General features: G+C 65.6%; 19 protein-coding genes. 10 read left to right on the forward strand and 9 right to left on the reverse strand.

The window, feature by feature from the left end:
• Nucleotides 1–40 precede the first annotated feature (40 nt).
• A complete protein-coding gene (locus tag E0501_RS05510) occupies nt 41–613 on the reverse strand; it encodes a Crp/Fnr family transcriptional regulator (RefSeq protein WP_137700319.1) in 573 nt (190 codons plus the stop codon).
• A gap of 78 nt (nt 614–691) precedes the next feature.
• Here E0501_RS05510 and E0501_RS05515 point away from each other — a divergent pair, with 78 nt between their 5' ends.
• Complete coding sequence (locus tag E0501_RS05515; protein ID WP_137700320.1) at nt 692–1,240, forward strand: hypothetical protein; 549 nt, start codon at nt 692–694, stop codon at nt 1,238–1,240.
• A gap of 228 nt (nt 1,241–1,468) precedes the next feature.
• Nucleotides 1,469–2,626 carry a ribonuclease D gene (gene rnd, locus E0501_RS05520; RefSeq protein WP_137700321.1) on the forward strand — a complete coding sequence of 386 codons (1,158 nt, stop codon included), beginning with the start codon at nt 1,469–1,471 and terminating at the stop codon, nt 2,624–2,626.
• Nucleotides 2,627–2,647: 21 nt separating this feature from the next.
• On the opposite strand, the gene E0501_RS05525 is transcribed toward rnd, so the two are convergent.
• Entirely contained in the window at nt 2,648–3,157 is a 510-nt protein-coding gene (locus E0501_RS05525) for a hypothetical protein (RefSeq protein ID WP_137700322.1), read from the reverse strand.
• A gap of 127 nt (nt 3,158–3,284) precedes the next feature.
• On the opposite strand from E0501_RS05525, the gene E0501_RS05530 reads away from it, so the two are divergent.
• Nucleotides 3,285–3,692, forward strand: coding sequence for a SufE family protein (locus tag E0501_RS05530; RefSeq protein WP_137700323.1), 408 nt, complete (start codon nt 3,285–3,287; stop codon nt 3,690–3,692).
• Nucleotides 3,693–3,779: 87 nt separating this feature from the next.
• On the opposite strand, the gene E0501_RS05535 is transcribed toward E0501_RS05530, so the two are convergent.
• Both E0501_RS05535 and E0501_RS05540 read right to left on the reverse strand, forming a co-directional pair.
• A complete protein-coding gene (locus E0501_RS05535; protein ID WP_407943403.1) occupies nt 3,780–4,424 on the reverse strand; it encodes a DUF1638 domain-containing protein in 645 nt (214 codons plus the stop codon).
• Nucleotides 4,425–4,435: 11 nt separating this feature from the next.
• Nucleotides 4,436–5,140, reverse strand: coding sequence for a corrinoid protein (locus tag E0501_RS05540; RefSeq protein WP_137700325.1), 705 nt, complete (start codon nt 5,138–5,140; stop codon nt 4,436–4,438).
• Nucleotides 5,141–5,346: 206 nt separating this feature from the next.
• Between E0501_RS05540 and E0501_RS05545 the strand changes: the two genes are divergently transcribed.
• Nucleotides 5,347–6,432: a PA0069 family radical SAM protein gene (locus tag E0501_RS05545; protein WP_137700326.1), complete on the forward strand. Its 1,086-nt coding sequence runs from the start codon at nt 5,347–5,349 to the stop codon at nt 6,430–6,432.
• A gap of 9 nt (nt 6,433–6,441) precedes the next feature.
• Here the strand turns inward: E0501_RS05545 and E0501_RS05550 are convergent, their stop codons facing one another.
• The gene (locus E0501_RS05550; protein ID WP_137700327.1) at nt 6,442–6,714 is read right to left on the reverse strand and encodes a DUF4242 domain-containing protein; all 273 of its coding nucleotides are present in this window, start codon (nt 6,712–6,714) and stop codon (nt 6,442–6,444) included.
• Nucleotides 6,715–6,823: 109 nt separating this feature from the next.
• Between E0501_RS05550 and E0501_RS05555 the strand changes: the two genes are divergently transcribed.
• The gene (locus tag E0501_RS05555) at nt 6,824–7,771 is read left to right on the forward strand and encodes a LysR family transcriptional regulator (RefSeq protein WP_137700328.1); all 948 of its coding nucleotides are present in this window, start codon (nt 6,824–6,826) and stop codon (nt 7,769–7,771) included.
• Between the two features lie 27 nt (nt 7,772–7,798).
• Here E0501_RS05555 and bmt read toward each other — a convergent pair whose 3' ends face one another.
• The 4 genes from bmt to E0501_RS05570 all read right to left on the reverse strand — a co-directional run bounded on the left by bmt (nt 7,799) and on the right by E0501_RS05570 (nt 11,216).
• On the reverse strand, nt 7,799–8,815 hold the full coding sequence (gene bmt, locus E0501_RS05560; protein WP_137700329.1) for a betaine--homocysteine S-methyltransferase: 1,017 nt from the start codon (nt 8,813–8,815) through the stop codon (nt 7,799–7,801).
• 36 nt (nt 8,816–8,851) lie between these two features.
• Nucleotides 8,852–9,733: a DUF2156 domain-containing protein gene (locus E0501_RS21480; RefSeq protein ID WP_235857787.1), complete on the reverse strand. Its 882-nt coding sequence runs from the start codon at nt 9,731–9,733 to the stop codon at nt 8,852–8,854.
• Nucleotides 9,682–10,446, reverse strand: a complete 765-nt coding sequence (locus tag E0501_RS21485) for a hypothetical protein (RefSeq protein ID WP_235857791.1) — start codon at nt 10,444–10,446, stop codon at nt 9,682–9,684. The genes E0501_RS21480 and E0501_RS21485 overlap by 52 nt, the downstream gene beginning before the upstream one ends.
• A gap of 455 nt (nt 10,447–10,901) precedes the next feature.
• Nucleotides 10,902–11,216 (reverse strand): DUF1476 domain-containing protein, encoded by a 315-nt coding sequence (locus tag E0501_RS05570; RefSeq protein ID WP_137700330.1) that lies wholly within the window; start codon nt 11,214–11,216, stop codon nt 10,902–10,904.
• Nucleotides 11,217–11,370: 154 nt separating this feature from the next.
• Here E0501_RS05570 and purC point away from each other — a divergent pair, with 154 nt between their 5' ends.
• From purC to E0501_RS05595, 5 genes are all read left to right on the forward strand, one after another.
• Nucleotides 11,371–12,129, forward strand: coding sequence for a phosphoribosylaminoimidazolesuccinocarboxamide synthase (gene purC, locus E0501_RS05575; RefSeq protein WP_137700331.1), 759 nt, complete (start codon nt 11,371–11,373; stop codon nt 12,127–12,129).
• Nucleotides 12,130–12,184: 55 nt separating this feature from the next.
• Complete coding sequence (purS, locus tag E0501_RS05580; RefSeq protein ID WP_137700332.1) at nt 12,185–12,412, forward strand: phosphoribosylformylglycinamidine synthase subunit PurS; 228 nt, start codon at nt 12,185–12,187, stop codon at nt 12,410–12,412.
• 27 nt (nt 12,413–12,439) lie between these two features.
• Nucleotides 12,440–13,483 carry a zinc-dependent alcohol dehydrogenase family protein gene (locus E0501_RS05585; protein ID WP_137700333.1) on the forward strand — a complete coding sequence of 348 codons (1,044 nt, stop codon included), beginning with the start codon at nt 12,440–12,442 and terminating at the stop codon, nt 13,481–13,483.
• 15 nt (nt 13,484–13,498) lie between these two features.
• The gene (gene purQ / locus E0501_RS05590) at nt 13,499–14,167 is read left to right on the forward strand and encodes a phosphoribosylformylglycinamidine synthase subunit PurQ (RefSeq protein WP_137700334.1); all 669 of its coding nucleotides are present in this window, start codon (nt 13,499–13,501) and stop codon (nt 14,165–14,167) included.
• A 133-nt stretch (nt 14,168–14,300) separates the two neighbouring features.
• Entirely contained in the window at nt 14,301–16,079 is a 1,779-nt protein-coding gene (locus E0501_RS05595; protein WP_137700335.1) for a sensor histidine kinase, read from the forward strand.

The raw sequence follows: 16,079 nt of genomic DNA on the forward strand, positions 1-16,079 counted from the left end.
TTTGACCGATGCTGCAAGACGCACGAATGGCCGCTTTCTGTCAGTGTTTGTCGCCGGTGCGTAAACGGCTCATTGTGACAGGTGTGATCCCTAAAAAGGATGCAATCAACATATGGGGAAAGATGTCTTCATAGCCGGGGAATGCTTGGCGAAACCAAGTTAGCCGCTCAGCCCCTTTAAGAGCGGCGAGGCACCACTCTCGATCTACCTTCCGGCTTAGCGCGTCCCGCAGAACACCATTGGCCCAATTTCGGATGGGTTCAGATGAAATCATCCGACTTGAAAGTAGATCACTGTCGATCCTTGCAAGCAGGGCATCGGTCGTTGCCGCAATGGACACGAGCGACACACCGTCGCGCGTTCGAGCGACATTTGGCGTGATAACGCAGGGACCCACATAAAACTCGACGCTAACTTCTTTGCCGTCTTGGTCACAAATACTGCTCACCAAGCACCCTTCCAAAAGAACGAATTCGTCTGTTTCGGGTTGTTCCTGCCGGGTAAGGTGCGCCCCCTTGTTCAAACGCTTTCGTTTCCAATCAGATGCAAAATCGTCCGCGCAAGCCATATCTGACAGGTCGGGAGACTGCTTCAGAAACGTCCGTAAATCCATCTCAGCGTGCCTTATCAAATGATAATGCGGGTGGCTTCGTCTGAGGGCATGTGTGGCACAGATCAAGGAGTTTACAAAATGACGAACAGAAATTTGTCAAAACATATTGGAAAAGTTGCGGTTGGCTCAGGACTGATAAGTGCATCAATCTATTTGCTGATGATCAATGTCACGCTCGCCCATATCGAAGCGGTCTCAGGGCACGTCCCATTCGACATGCGTCCTTTCGGCTATGGCTCCATAGAGGCGGCGACGCTTCTTGAAGCGTTAGGAGTGGAAGGGCGCGCGTATTATCTCAGTCACCAGATCGCTTTGGACACACTTTATCCATTCATGCTCACGTTGACTTTGATCGCCACGATCTGCTGGTTTGGGCAACGCATGCCAAACAGAAAACTTGTCCGCTTTGGCATTGCCTTTTCGGTTGGTAGCGCTCTGTTCGATTATGTCGAAAACCTTGGTATCGCGGCCATGATTAGGAGCTGGCCAGAGATTTCCGTTCCACTGGTTTATGCCACTAGCTCAGCCACAATTCTTAAATCCGCTTTAACAACCCTAGCTGTGCTGCTGACGCTTCTGGTGGGGTTTAACCGGACACGTCTCTCTGAAGCGGACGTTCGTCCATAGGTGGACAGCGGCGGCTTTGTCCGCACAGCTGACCTTGGGCAGGGCGTGGCGAAATTCGGCTTGCCGCCCGCATTGCCGGAATGTCGTTCCTAGGCCCTTTGCCGGCCGGGCGGGCATGGCAGGATCGCCTTGCCGGCGTGCAGCGGTGGTTTCAGCGGCTTTTCTTTGCAGGCGTCTTGGCGTATGACGCGCCATGGCCGGACAACAGACAAAAACGAACCCCAGAGCATGAAAACCCTGACCAAGACCGAAGAGCTTGCCGCGTTTTGCGAAGAGGCGAGACAGCACCCCTATGTGACGCTGGACACCGAGTTCCTGCGCGAACGCACCTATTTCTCGAAATTGTGCCTGATCCAGATGGCCTATCCCGGGGAGGGCAATGAAAATGCCGTGCTGGTCGATCCGCTGGCCGATGGGCTGTCGCTGGAGCCGATGTACGAGATGTTCCGCGACACGGGCGTGGTGAAGGTGTTTCACGCCGCGCGGCAGGACCTGGAGATTTTCCAGGTGGAGGCGGGCGTGCTGCCCGATCCGCTTTTTGACACGCAGGTGGCGGCGATGGTCTGCGGGTTCGGCGAGCAGGTGGGATACGAGACGCTGGTGCGCAAGATCGCGCGGGAAGGGCTGGACAAGACTTCGCGTTTTACGGACTGGTCGCGCCGGCCGCTGACCGATGCGCAGAAGAAATACGCGCTGGCCGATGTGACGCATCTGCGGGCGATCTATGAATACCTAGCCGCGGAGCTGGAAAAGACCGGCCGCGAGAAATGGGTGAAGGAGGAGCTGGGGGTTCTGACCGATCCGGCGACCTATGAAGTGAAGCCCAGCGAGGCCTGGAAACGGGTGAAGACACGCACCCATTCCGGCAAGTTCCTGGCGATCGTGCGCGAGCTGGCGCGGTTCCGCGAGGGCTATGCCCAGTCGCGTAACATCCCGCGCAACCGCGTGTTCAAGGACGATGCGCTGGTCGAGCTGGCCTCGACCAAGCCGTCGAACATGCAGGAGCTGGGGCGCTCACGCCTTCTCTTGCGCGAGGCGCGCAGGGGCGAGATTGCCGAGGGTATCCTGGACGCGGTGAAGCTGGGGCTGGAATGCCCGCCCGAGGACCTGCCCAAGGTGGACAAGAGCCGCGACAAGCTGCAGGTGAACCCGGCGCTGGCCGATCTGTTGCGGGTGCTTCTGAAGGCCAAGACCGAAAGCGAGGGTGTGGCACCCAAGCTGATCGCGCCATCGGCCGACCTGGACCTGATCGCCGCGGGCGAGCGCGACGTGCCGGCATTGAAGGGCTGGCGGCGCGAGGTATTCGGCGAGGACGCATTGCGGCTGTGTGAGGGCAAGATTGCCCTGTCGGCCAAGGGCCGGCACGTCAGGGTGATCGAGCTTTAGAACGCTGTCAGGGCGCCGGTTTCAGAACCGGCGCGACGACACGCGGGCGTTGCGCACACCCCGGACCCGGATGTTGCGGATCCCTTCGAGATCCTCGGTGGTCAGGTGGCGCGCCGCGGTCACTTCGCGGCTGGTTTTCGCGCCCACGCGCGAGCGGGCCGGGTAGAGCGCGCGCAGCGTGTAGGTGAGCGTGGCCTCGTCGCCATCGTCCTCGTCCTCGACAAGCCGCACTTCGTAGGCGCCCTGGCGGGCCGAGACGCCGGTGACGCGCACGATCGCGCCGCCGGTAACACGTTCGATCGCCAGCGTTTCGATCGTGTCGACCGGGATGCCGGCATAGGGCGCTGCGGGCCGGCGGGCGAAGAGACCGCCGCCGCGTTTCGGGATCAGCGGGTTGGCTTCGCCTTCGGGTACGGCCTCGGCCCGGCTGCCGCCGAACCAGTTGAACGGATTGAGCCGCGAGTCGCGGATGGATCCGCAGGCCGTCAGCGTCAGCGTGGCCACCAGAAGCAGCGTGAAGGATTTGCGCATGTGATCCGCCCTTTTCCCCTTTCCCTTCGGTTACCGCATTGCGCGCGCGTTGAAAAGACGCGATGCGCCCGTCTGGACCTTCGCAGGGCGGAGCCTTAAGTGAAAGACGCCGGAAAAGGAGTGCGACATGGCCACCGAAGCCTTTGAAGAAATTGTCGAGGATTTCGAGTTCCTGGAGGATTGGGAAGACCGCTATGCCCATGTGATCGAGCAGGGCAAGGCGATGGAGCCGCTGGACGAGGCGCTGAAGGTGCCGGCGACCAAGGTGGATGGCTGTGCCAGTCAGGTCTGGCTGCACCCGGTGATCGAGGGGGGCGTGTTCCGCTTTGACGGGGATTCGGACGCGATGATCGTGCGCGGGCTGATCGCGGTGTTGCGCAAGCTTTACAACGGGTTGCCGGTGGCCGAGGTGGTGCGCGTGGATGCGCAGGCCGAGTTGGCGCGGCTGGGGCTGGACGAGCATCTGAGCGCGCAGCGCTCGAACGGGCTCAGGGCGATGATCGAGCGGATCCGGCAGGTGGCGGCGGCGGCCTGAGCCACGATTTTTCGCAGAAAAATCGGATTGGGGGCGCTGCCCCCAAACCCCCGGGATATTTGAGGCAAGATGAAGGGTCAGCCCTGGTCAGCCCTGGGCGGCCTGATCGGCGAGCACGCTGGCCAGATCGCCGTAGCCGGTGAAGCGGCGCTCGAAGGCGAGGCCGAGGCGGGTGGCGGCCTCTTCGGCCCGGGCGGTGACTGCGGGGTCGTCGGTCTGGGCGAGGTAGACCAGTTTTTCGTAATGGCCGAAATAACTGTCGCGCAGTTGCGGGTGACGGTCGAGGCCGAGCGGGCGCCAGACGAAGGCATCGAACTGGCGGGCGAGGAAATCGGTGAGGTAGAAGGTGGTGATTTCGTCCTCGGCATGGGCGGAGAAGACCGCGTTGCCCTCGAAGAAGCTGTAGCAGTGCGGGCCGGGCACCATCTCGACGCCGAGGTGTGCGCAGGCGGCCTGAAGCTGGCCGCCGGTACCGCAATCCGCATAAACGACGAAGATGCGGTCATACTCCGCGCGGTGTTTTTCCACCATGTCGACCACCGCCGGGGTGATCCTGTCGGGGCTGTTGTGCAGGATGGCGGGCAGGCAGCGCAGGTCGGCGTGATTCCAGCCGTTGAGCTCTTTCAGCGCGAGGATTTCGCGCGCGAGCGCGCCGCAGGCGATGAAAAGAAGCCGGGCTTTCGCGACGGTGACCGCCAGCCCGGCTTCGGTAAGGGTTTGATCGTCCGGCAGCGCCACGCGCGTTACGCGCTGGCGCCCTGGTTGTGCTTGCGCGCGACCAGCGTCTTGGCGGTTTCCACTGCCACGGCGGCATCGCGGCAATAGGCATCTGCGCCGATGGCCTTGCCGAATTCCTCGTTCAGCGGCGCGCCGCCGACGAGCACGATGTAATCGTCGCGCTTGCCCTGTTCGACCATCGTGTCGATCACCACTTTCATGTAGGGCATGGTGGTGGTCAGCAGGGCCGACATGCCGAGGATGTCGGGCTCTTCGGATTCGAGGGCTTCGAGATAGGCCTCGACCGCGTTATTGATGCCGAGATCGACCACTTCGAAGCCGGCGCCTTCCATCATCATCGCCACGAGGTTCTTGCCGATGTCGTGGATGTCACCCTTGACGGTGCCGATCACCATCTTGCCGACGCGCGGCGCGCCGGTTTCGGCCAGGAGCGGCTTGAGGATGGACATGCCGCCCTTCATCGCGTTGGCGGCCAGAAGCACCTCGGGGACGAAGAGGATGCCGTCGCGGAAATCGTCGCCGACGATCTTCATGCCGCCGACCAGCGCCTCGGTCAGGACCTTGTAGGGGGCCCAGCCGCGTTCGAGCAGGATGTTGACGCCTTCCTCGATCTCTTCCTTGAGACCGTCGTAGAGGTCATCGAACATCTGCTGGACGAGTTCCTCGTCGTCGAGCTCGCTGAGGATGATGTCGTCTTCTTCCTCGGACATGGGCGGTTCCTTTGTCTGGGCGCGTCGCGCGCGCGGGTTTTCCCGATGCTATTGCCAATTTGTCGCAGACGGACTGTCCGGATTGCGACATGGGGTGCACCGATGCCGACTTATAGCCGGTATTTGCGCGCGGCGCGGCGGAATAATTCTCATGTCTGTCATGTGGTTCATTGCGAATGTTCGCTTTATGTTCTAATTTCGGACCCATGGAGAGCGAGCGCTATATCGTGGAGCGGGCCCGCCGGCGCGGGCGCGGGGCGCTGTCGAACGCGGGCGGGCGGTTCGAGCGGCTAGTGCGGGTGGAGGCGCATGACGGCTGGGATCTGCCCGAGGAGCGCGGGCGGTTCACGACTCATGTGCAGGAAGAGCGGGCGGGGCGGATCATCACCTATAACCGTTCGCCCGATCTGCCATTCGATCGGTCGATCAATCCTTACCGGGGATGCGAGCATGGCTGCGTCTACTGTTTCGCGCGGCCCACGCATGCCTATCTGGGGCTGTCCGCGGGGCTGGATTTCGAAACCCGGCTGGTGGCCAAGGTGAACGCGGCCGAGGCGTTGGAACGCGAATTGCGGGCGCGGCGTTACACGGTGGCGCCGATCGCGATCGGCACCAACACGGACCCCTATCAACCCGTTGAAAGGGAACGTGAAATCATGCGCGATTGCCTGAAGGTGCTGCGTGCGTTCCGGCATCCCGTGGCGATTGTCACCAAGGGGGCGCTGATCGAGCGCGACCTGGATATCCTGGCGCCGATGGCGGCCGAGGGGCTGGTGCGCGTGGGCGTTTCGGTGACCACGCTGGACGACCGGGTGGCGCGCACGATGGAGCCGCGGGTGCCGCGGCCGAAACGGCGGCTGGAGGTGATCCGGCGGCTGGCGCAGGCCGGCGTGCCGGTGCGGCTGATGGTGTCGCCCGTCGTGCCGGGGCTGACCGATCACGAGATCGAGGCGATTCTGGCGGCGGGGCGCGAGGCCGGCGCGGATATGGCCAGCTGGATCATGTTGCGCCTACCGCTGGAAGTGTCGCCCTTGGTGCAGGAATGGCTGCAGGCGCATTTCCCCGACCGCGCCGCCAAGGTGATGGCGCGGCTGCGCGAAATGCATGGCGGCAAGGACTATGACGCGCGCTGGGGCCACAGGATGCGGGGCGAGGGCGAATACGCGCAGATGATCGGCGCGCGCTTTGCCGCGGCATTGCGGCGCCTGGGAATGGACGCGGCGCAACCCGCGTTGCGCTGCGACCTGTTCCGGCCGCCCGCGCGGGCGGGCGACCAGCTGAGCCTGTTCTGAGCCGGGCGGCTAACCGGCGGTGGTCGGGTCGATCTGTCCCTTCAACTCGGTGATGGTGGTGGCGGGAAAGCCGCTGAGCTCGGCATGCTGGCGGATCGCGGCTTCGTCTTCGGCGAGATAGACGCAAAAGGATTTGTCATTGGCGACGTAGGAGTGCTGCCACTGAACTCTGGGGGCGAGTTTCGCGAGCGCTTCGTTCGAGGTGGCCGCGGCGCCGGCAAGCTCGGCTGCGCTCATGCTGCCGATGCCGGGCAGATCGCGTTCGATGATATAGGCCTTCATGGTGGATCTCCCTGGATAAAGAAAAGATTGTTCCAGGGTGGGGGATATAGCCTTTTCTAAAAAGGCAATTTATCTTCGCTGGGGAAAAGGAAAACTTTAGTCAGGTGGCATGAGGATTTCGCATCTCAATGGATGGCGCGCGGTGGAGGCCGTGATGCGGTGCGGCAGTGTTGCGGGCGCAGCCGAGGAACTGGGCGTGACGACGGCCGCCGTCGGTGCCCAACTGCGCGGGCTGGAAGACTTCCTGGGGCGCGCGCTGTTCGAGCGGGGTGCCGGGGGGCTTGCCGCTTTGCCGGAGACGCGTGAGCTGGCGCAGGGGCTGACCCGGGCGCTGTCGGACATCGCCGAGATCCAGGCGCGGCTGACGGCAGAGGCCGGGGCGTCGCATCGGTTGTCGCTGGCGGTGACGCAGACCTTTGCCGAGACATGGTTGCCCCGCCACCTGGATACGCTTTTCGCGCAGGTGGAAGCGGTTGACCTGCGGCTCGATACGCGGTGGGAGGTGGTCGACCTGGCGGCCGGCCAGCATGATTTCGCGATACGCTACATGGCGTTGGGCGCGGACAATTTCGAGGCCGTGTCGCTGTTGCCGAGCGGAGTCGTGCCTGTCTGTACGCCCGATTTCGCCACGCGCTACGGGTTGGACGGGCCATCGCCCTCGCTTGCGGGGGTGCCGATCGTGACGCTGGATGTGCCGACCTCGGATCCGGACTGGGTGGATTGGGATGGCTGGAGCCGGCGCAGCGGTATTCCGCTGGAACGCGAGGCGCAAGCGGCGGGGCTGACGCTGAGTGGCAGCGGGATCCGGATCGCGCAGTCGGGCATCGGGCTTGTACTCGGGGGATTGTCCGAGTGTTTCCACGCGATCGAGGCGGGACGGCTGGTGATGCCGTTCGGGGCCGATGCGGTGGCGTGGGGGCGATACTGGCACCAGCTGATCTGGCGAAAGGGCCGGCGGTTGGGCCCGGTGCAGCGGGCGTTTCGCGACTGGGCAACCGAACGGGCCGTGGGCGACCGGGCGGTCATGACCCGGCTTTTCGGAGAGCCGCCGGCCTGACCGCCGCGGGAGCGCGAGCCGGGCTGATCAGCCGCGGCGGCGGCGTGAGCGGCGTTCGCGGGAGGGGCCGGCCTCGTCTCCGGTGCCATCGGCGGCCGAAGAGAACGGGCCCAGCCGTCCGGTGATCTGTTCCAATGTCGGGCGCGGGCCTTTGGGCGTGTTTTCAAGAGCTTCGCGCATTTTCTTCAGGTGCTCGGGCATGGTGCCGCAGCAGCCGCCGATGATCCGCGCGCCGCAATCGCGGGCGAGCACGGCGTAGTCTGCCATCAGCTCCGGCGTGCCGTCGTAATGGATGTGGCCATCGTGGTATTTCGGGATGCCGGCGTTGCCCTTGGCGATGATCGGGCGTTCCGAGCCCTGTGCCACGAAGCCCAGAACGGTGCGCAGCAGGTCCGAGGCGCCGACGCCGCAATTGGCGCCATAGGCGATCGGCGGGTTGGGCAGGCCTTCGACCAGGTCGACCATGGCCGAGGAGGTGACGCCCATCATCGTGCGCCCGGCGGTGTCGAAGCTCATCGTGCCGCACCAGTCCATGCCGGCCAGCGCGAAGGCCTCGGCCGCGGCCTTGTATTCCTCGGGGGCCGAGATGGTTTCGAGCCAGAGCACGTCGGCGCCGCCTTCCTTGAGGCCCTCGGCCTGTTCGTGGAAAATCTCGACCGCGAGTTCGTGGGTGAGGTTGCCCATGGGCGCCATGATTTCGCCGGTGGGGCCGACCGAGCCGGCGACGATCACCTCGCGTCCGGCGGCATCGGCCACGTCGCGGCCCAGTTCCGCGGAAATGCGGCTGAGCTCGCGGGCGCGTTTTTCGGCGCCGTGGAGTTTGAGGCGCGCGGAATTGCCGCCGAAGGAGTTGGTGAGGAAGAGATCCGAGCCGGCCTCGACCGCGCCGCGGTAGAGGGTGCGGATGCGGTTGGGATGCTCGACATTCCACATCTCGGGCGGTTCGCCCGAACTGAGCCCCATGTTGAACAGGTTGGTCCCGGTGGCGCCATCGGCCATCAGCCAGTCGCGGGTATCAAGGAGGCGTTGCAGCGGGTTTGTCATGATCGGGGCCTTGTTATGGGTTCGGGCGTTCCCCTTTCATATTTGTGCGCCCGGCGCAATTTCAAATGCCGCATGATCATCATGAAGGGCATTGGGAGGCCGGCGCACGGCAAGCGCGAGGTCGGCGAGACCGAGGGCGAGCGACGGGGCCGAGGGGGCGGCGGCATAGAGCGGTTCGAGTCGGGGAGCGAAGCAGAGCTTGAACCGCGCGAGGCCGGGACCGCCCGAGGCACGGGCGATGGCGCGGCGCAGGCGGGTTTCGACAGGGCCGGCGGCCGCGGGCCGGGCCGGCAGCGCGGCGAGCGAGAGCCGGCGGCGGCCTTCTGCCGCGGCATCGGCAATGGCGGCGTGGATGAGAGCATGCATGGTTCCGTCGGGCGCATCGGGTGCGGCGCGCATGAGATCAAGGCACAGCTCGTGCGTGGAGGTGTGAAAGCTGGCGAAACCCATCAGCCGGTCCTCACAATAGGCGAGGTAGACGCGCTGATGCGACAGGTAGGCGGGACAGAAGCGGCCCATGGTCAGCCCGCGGGCGCCGCCGCGGGCGGCGCACCATTTGGCATCGATAAGGGCCATCTGCTGCAGCGGCAGGTGGGAAGCGTGCTGCACGGTCACGCCCGCGCCGGCGGCGCGGCGCAGTTTGCGGCGGAGCTGACGGCAGCAGGGCGCGGTGAGGGTGAAGCGGGTAGGATCGATCACCGCTTCATCCGCCGTGCGCAGGACGCGCCAGCCGGCCGCACGGGCCCCGACCGCCGAGCGTGCTGTGCATTTGTAGACGAGCGGCACGCGGCCCCGCGCGCGGGCGGCGTCGCGCAGCGCGGGCAGGAGCAGTGGCAGCGCGCCCTCGATCGGGTCGAAGAGCAGGGTCAGCGTCTGGCCGGTTTCGATGGCGAGGCCGGCAGCGGCAGGCCCCGTGATCCGCCGCGCGCGGTTCTGCCGGGCGCGCCCAGTTCGGCCCTGCGGGCGTGGGCGAGGCTGTGCGCGTCGGGGCGGGGATGCGGCGCGCGGTGGGCGGCGCGTGGCGCCGGTTGCGGCAGGGCAAGGCGCAGCGCGGCGAGCGCGGCCGGAAGCGCATAGTAGACCAGGCGGAAGCCGAGGATGCCAGCCATCAGCTCGGGCGCGGGCAGGGCGGGCAGGAGGGTGAAAAGCGTCAGTTCGAACGGGCCGACACCGCCCGGTGTGCCGGAGAGGAGTGCCGCGCCGAGTGCCAGCAGGAAGACCGGGTAAAGTGTGGCAAGGGGAAGGGCCAGACTGGCGGGCGTCAACAGCCAGAGCGCCAGCGCGGCGGCGGCGGTGTCGAGCGCGGTAAAGGCGAAGATCGCCGCCATGAGCGGCAGGCTGGGCAGGGTGAGCGCATGCCGGCCGAGACGCAGGTGCGGGTGCAGCAAGGCAAGGACGGCAAGTGCCGGCGCGGCCGCCAGCACGGGCAACGCCCAGGGCACGGCCCCCGGCATGAGCAGCAGCGCCGCAAGCGCGGTGATCACCCCCCAGGCCGACAGGAACGAAACCGCGACCAGGAGAGACAACCGGGTCGCGGTGGGCAGCGGCAGGCCGGGCAGGGCGCGCCAGCGCGCCAGCGCGCCGGTGATGACGCCCAGCCCCAGCGTTTGTGACAGCGCGATGGAGAGCACGCCGGCGCGGGCGGCATCGCGCGGCGAAATGCCGGTGCCGAAATGCCGGTGCCGAGATGCCGGTGCAGCACGGCATCATAGCGCCCGACGGCCCAGAAACTGGCCATCGTCGCAACGAGCGCACCGATCCAGGCGGGCGCGGAGACCTGCGCCAGCGCCGCGAGGCTGGCGGCGGCATCGACCCCATCAAGCCGGTGGACGAGCAGCCACAGGCAGCCAAGCCCCAGTCCCAAGGGCGCAAGCTGGCGCAGAATGGGCGGCAGGCCCGGCACGATCGCGCGGGTCCGGGCCTGTTGGCGGTGGACGGCTGGCAAATCCCTTTCCTCACCCCGGGTGGACTGGAGGGCAGGCTAGGGACGCGGAGTTGACGGGTGCTTAACGTTTAAGATCGTCAAGAAAAAACCGCGCCCCCGGGGGGACGCGGCCTTGCACCCGGTGGTGCGATGACGGGCCGGTCAGACCTCTTTCATCACCTGTTCCTTGGCCAGCGGCGTCAGTTCCGCCAGCTTGGCGCGGATCGTATCCGCATCGGCGATATCACCGAGATCGGCGGCGACCTTGCGCACCACGTCCTCGTGGCCGGCCTCTTCGAAATCGGCCTTCACCACCTCGAGGGCGTAGGCATCGGCCTCGGCGCCGGTCTTGCCCAGAAGTTCGGCCGCCCAGAGGCCCAGAAGCTTGTTGGCGCGGTTGGCGGCCTTGAACTTCATTTCCTCGTCATGGGCGTATTTGTTTTCAAACGCGTTTTCGCGATCATCGAAGGTGGTCATTTGGATTCTCTCCGCTTGCGCTGGTGTTACCCCTGATATGCCGCCCCTTTGCCGCAGGCGCAAGACCCGCGCCGCACCTTGCGACATTGACGCCTTTGGAATATGAGGGCGCACGGGCCGGGGACTCAGCCGCGGCCACGCTGAAGGAGCCCCCATGGCAAGGCGCAAGAAGATTTACGAAGGCAAGGCCAAAACCCTGTTCGAAGGGCCCGAGCCCGGAACGATCGTCCAGTATTTCAAGGATGACGCGACCGCGTTCAACGCGGAAAAGCGCGATGTCATCGAAGGCAAGGGCGTGCTCAACAACATGCTGAGCGAGTTCTTCATGACCGGGCTGAGCAATATCGGCGTGCCCAACCATTTCATCCGCCGCCTGAACATGCGCGAGCAACTGGTGCGCGCCTGCGAGATCATCCCGCTGGAGGTGATCGTGCGCAATTTCGCCGCCGGGAGCCTGTCGAAGCGGCTGGGAATCGAGGAAGGCACGCCGCTGCCGCGACCGATCATCGAATACTGCTACAAGGACGACAAGCTGGGCGATCCGCTGGTGGCGGAAGAGCATATCGCCGCCTTCGGCTGGGCCAGCCAGCAGGACATGGACGACATCGTGAGCCTGGCGCTGCGGGTCAACGACTTCATGTCGGGTGTGCTTTATGGCGTGGGCATCAAGCTGGTGGACTTCAAGATCGAGATCGGCCGGGTTTACGAGGGAGATTTCCAGCGGCTGATCGTGGCCGATGAAATCAGCCCCGACAGCTGCCGGCTGTGGGATATGGAGACGGGCCAGAAGCTGGACAAGGACGTGTTCCGCCGCGACCTGGGGTCACTGACCGATGCCTATTCGGAAGTGGCCAAGCGGCTGGGCGTGATGCCCAAGGGCGCGACGCCGATGAAGCCGACGCTGATCAATTGAGACCGGGGGCGGCCGGGCCCGGGCCCGGCCCAGGAAAGATGCAGGGGAATTGGGCATGAAAGCCAAGGTTTACGTGATGCTGAAACAGGGCGTGCTGGATCCGCAGGGCGAGGCGGTACGCCACGCGCTGGGCGCGCTGGGCTTTGACGGGGTCGAGGGGGTGCGCCAGGGCAAGGTGATCGAGCTGGACCTGGCCGAGGGCACCACCGAGGCGACCGTGAAGGAGATGTGCGAGAAGCTGCTGGCCAACACGGTGATCGAGAGCTACCGCATCGAGATGTGAACCCGGCCGACGGGGGGGATCGACAGGATGAAAGCCGCGCAACTGACCGGCTGGCGCAAGCCGCTTGAGATCGCCGACCTGCCGGACCCGGTGGCCGGCGAGGGCGGCGTTGTCCTGAAAACGCTGGCCTGCGGGGTGTGCCGCAGCGACTGGCACGCCTGGGTCGGCGCCGATCCGGACGTGCATCTGCCGCATGTACCGGGGCACGAGTTCTGCGGCGAGGTGGTCGAGGTTGGAAAAGGCGTGAGCCGCTGGCGCGTGGGCGACCGGGTGATCGCGCCCTTCATCCTGGCCTGCGGGCAGTGCCCGGATTGCGCCGCGGGGCATCAGACGATCTGTGCCAACCAGGCGGTGCCGGGTTTCACCATTCCGGGCGCCTTTGCCGAGGCGATCGCGGTGCCGCATGCCGATCACAACCTGACCGCGCTTCCTGAGAGCATCGCGCCGGCGCTGGCTGCCGGGCTGGGCTGCCGGGTGACGACTGCGTGGCACGCGCTGACAGGCCGGGTTGGCCTGCAGGCGGGGGAATGGCTGGCGGTGTTCGGCGGCGGCGGCGTGGGCACGGCGGCGCTTCTGTTGGGCCGGGCGCTGGGTGCGCGGGTCGTGGTGATCGACGTGGTGGACGAGAAGCTGGACTATGCCAGAAAGCTGGGAGCGGATGCGGTGGTGAATGCCGCCCGGACCGACCCGGCCGCAGCGGTGCGCGAGATCACCGGCGGCGGGGCCGATGTGGCGCTGGAGGCGCTGGGCGCCGAGGTGACGGTGGTGGGCGCGGTGAAATCCCTGCGCAAGCTGGGCCGGATGGTGATGGTGGGCATGCCCGCGGGCGAGCATGTCACCATGCAACTGCCGATGGACGCGGTCTATTCCGGGCAGTTGGCGATTTTCGGCACCCGCGGGATGCCCGCGTGGCGCTATCCCAGCCTTCTGAGCCTGATCGAGGGCGGGCAGGTGGACTTGTCACCGCTTGTCACCCGGCATATCAGGCTGTCAGAGGCCACTGGTGAGCTGGCCGCCTTTGATGCCCCCGCACCGCCGGGGGTGGCGGTGATCACCGATTTCACGAGCTGAGAGGAGCCCGAGCCCATGCATGCTGCCGTTATCGTTTTTCCCGGATCGAACTGTGACCGGGACCTTGCCGTGGCCTTCGAAAAGGCCGGCGCCAAGGTGAGCATGGTCTGGCACAAGGATACCGAGCTGCCCGCGGGCGTCGATATCGTGGGGATCCCCGGCGGCTTCTCGTTCGGCGACTACCTGCGCTGCGGGGCGATTGCCGCCAATTCGCCGATCTGCCAGTCGGTGGTGCGTCATGCCGAGCGCGGCGGTTATGCGCTGGGCATCTGCAACGGGTTCCAGGTGCTGACCGAAACCGGGCTGCTGCCCGGCGCGCTGCGGCGCAACGCCAACCTGAAATACATCTGCAAGCCGGTGAAGTTGCGGGTGGAGGCGTGCGATACGGTTTACCTGAAGGGCTATGAGCCGGGGCAGGAGATCACCATCCCGATCGCGCATCACGACGGCAATTATTATGTCGATGACGCGAAGCTGGCGCAGCTGAAGGACGAGGGGCGCATCGCGTTTACCTATGTCGACAATCCGAACGGCTCGGTCGCGGATATCGCGGGCGTGGTGTCGAAGAACCGCCGGGTGCTGGGGATGATGCCGCACCCTGAGCGCATGGCCGAACCGGCCCATGGTGGCACCGATGGCCGCGCGATGTTCGAGGGGCTGATGGACGCGCTGGCCACCGCGTGACACGGTCCGGAGCGCAGCCGGATCGGCGGGAAATGGCCTGCCACGCCGCCCGGGCGGCGGAAATGAGCGGGTGAGCCCCGCCCGAGACCTGCCGCGGCTTGAGCGCCGATCACGGGCGGCGTAGATTGCCGATATGGCCAAGGGCACCCAAAACCGCGCGAAATCGCGTTTCATCCGCACCCGTACCACGGGATGGCGGACGCGACTGGCGCTGATCACGCTGATCGTGATCGGGGTGGTGACGGTGGTTGTGACCAACCGGTTCCTGACCGACCGCTTTACCGAAACCACGCGCAACCGGGCGGAACTGCGTCTGGCGCTTTATTCCGGCAACCTTCTGAGCGAATTGCGCCGGAACGCCATCGTGCCGCAGCTTCTGGCGCGGGACCCGGCGCTGATCGGGGCGTTGAACTCGGGCGATTTCAGCCAGTCGACGCAGCGGCTGATTTCCTTTGTCGAGGAGATCGGGGCGGCGTCGCTGATGCTTCTGGATCGCGACGGGCGCACGGTGGCGGCGACCGACCGCAACCGCCTGGGCGAGAACCATCGCCAGGCGGCCTATTTCGTGGATTCGCTTCGCTCGAACCAGACCGTGTTCACCGTGTCCGAGCGCGAGGCGGGCGGGTACAGCTTTGTCTACACACGGCGGATCGACTGGCAGGCTGAGACGCTTGGCGTGATTGCCGTCGAGGTGGATCTTCAGAAATTCGAGCGCGCCTGGGCCGGGATTTCGGACGCGGTGATCGTGACCGACACGACGGGCCGGATCATCCTGGCGACCGAGCCGCGCTGGCGCGGGCTGACCGAGGGCGAGGCATTGCAGCGCGAACCGGTGGACAGCGCCATCGAGCGGGCGATCCGGGCCACGGCGGACTGGACCTCGCTTCCGGCGGACGCCTATGTGCAGGGCGAGGCGGTGATGCGAATGGAGGGCCGGGTGGCCTTTCGCGGCTGGCGGATCGCCAGTTTCACCACCTATGCCAGCGTGCGCGAGCGGGTGAACGGCGTTCTGGCGCTGGAGATCATGGGATTCGCCATATTGCTGGCGCTGGCCTTCTATGCGCTGAGCCGCAAGACGGCGCTGCGCATGGCGCTGTTCCAGCGCGAGTCGGCAGAACTTCGCGCACTGAACGAGCGGCTGCAGCGGGAAATCGCCGAGCGGGAAAAGATGCAGGGCCAGCTGGAAGTGGCCGAGCAGACCCTGGCGCAGAGCTCGAAACTGGCGGTGTTGGGCGAGATGTCGGCGGCCGTCAGCCACGAGCTGAACCAGCCGCTGGCGGCGATGAAAACCTACCTGGCGGGCGCGGCGCTGCTGCTCAGGCGCAATCGGCCCGACGAGGCGTTGTCGTCGTTCCAGCGGATCGACGACCTGATCGAGCGGATGGGGGCGATCACCCGGCAGCTGAAGAGTTATGCGCGCAAGGGCGGCGATACGCTGACGCCTGTAAACATGGGCGATGCGGTGGTTTCGGCGTTGAGCATGATGGAGCCGCAGCTGAAACGCCGGAAGGTGCGGATCACCCGGGCGATCCCCGACCGGCCGGTCATGGTGCTGGGCGACCAGGTGCGCATCGAGCAGGTAATCGTCAACCTCTTGCGCAACGCGCTGGACGCGATCCAGGGGGTCGAGGAGCCGGCGATCGACATCCTGCTGGCGGCGGGCGAGACCGCGACGCTGACGGTGCGCGACAACGGCCACGGGATCGACGACCTGGAGGCGCTGTTCGAGCCGTTCTACACCACCAAGCAGCCGGGTGAGGGGGTCGGGCTGGGGCTTGCGATTTCCTCGGGGATCGTGAACGACCTTGGCGGACGGCTGACGGCGCGCAACGCCTCGGCCGGGGGGGCTGTATTCGAGATCAGGCTCCCTATCTTGGAAGACAAGGAAGACAAATCACATGCCGCGGAATAG

It is taken from the genome of Marimonas lutisalis (assembly GCF_005434965.1).
GTDB classification, from domain to species: domain Bacteria; phylum Pseudomonadota; class Alphaproteobacteria; order Rhodobacterales; family Rhodobacteraceae; genus Marimonas_A; species Marimonas_A lutisalis.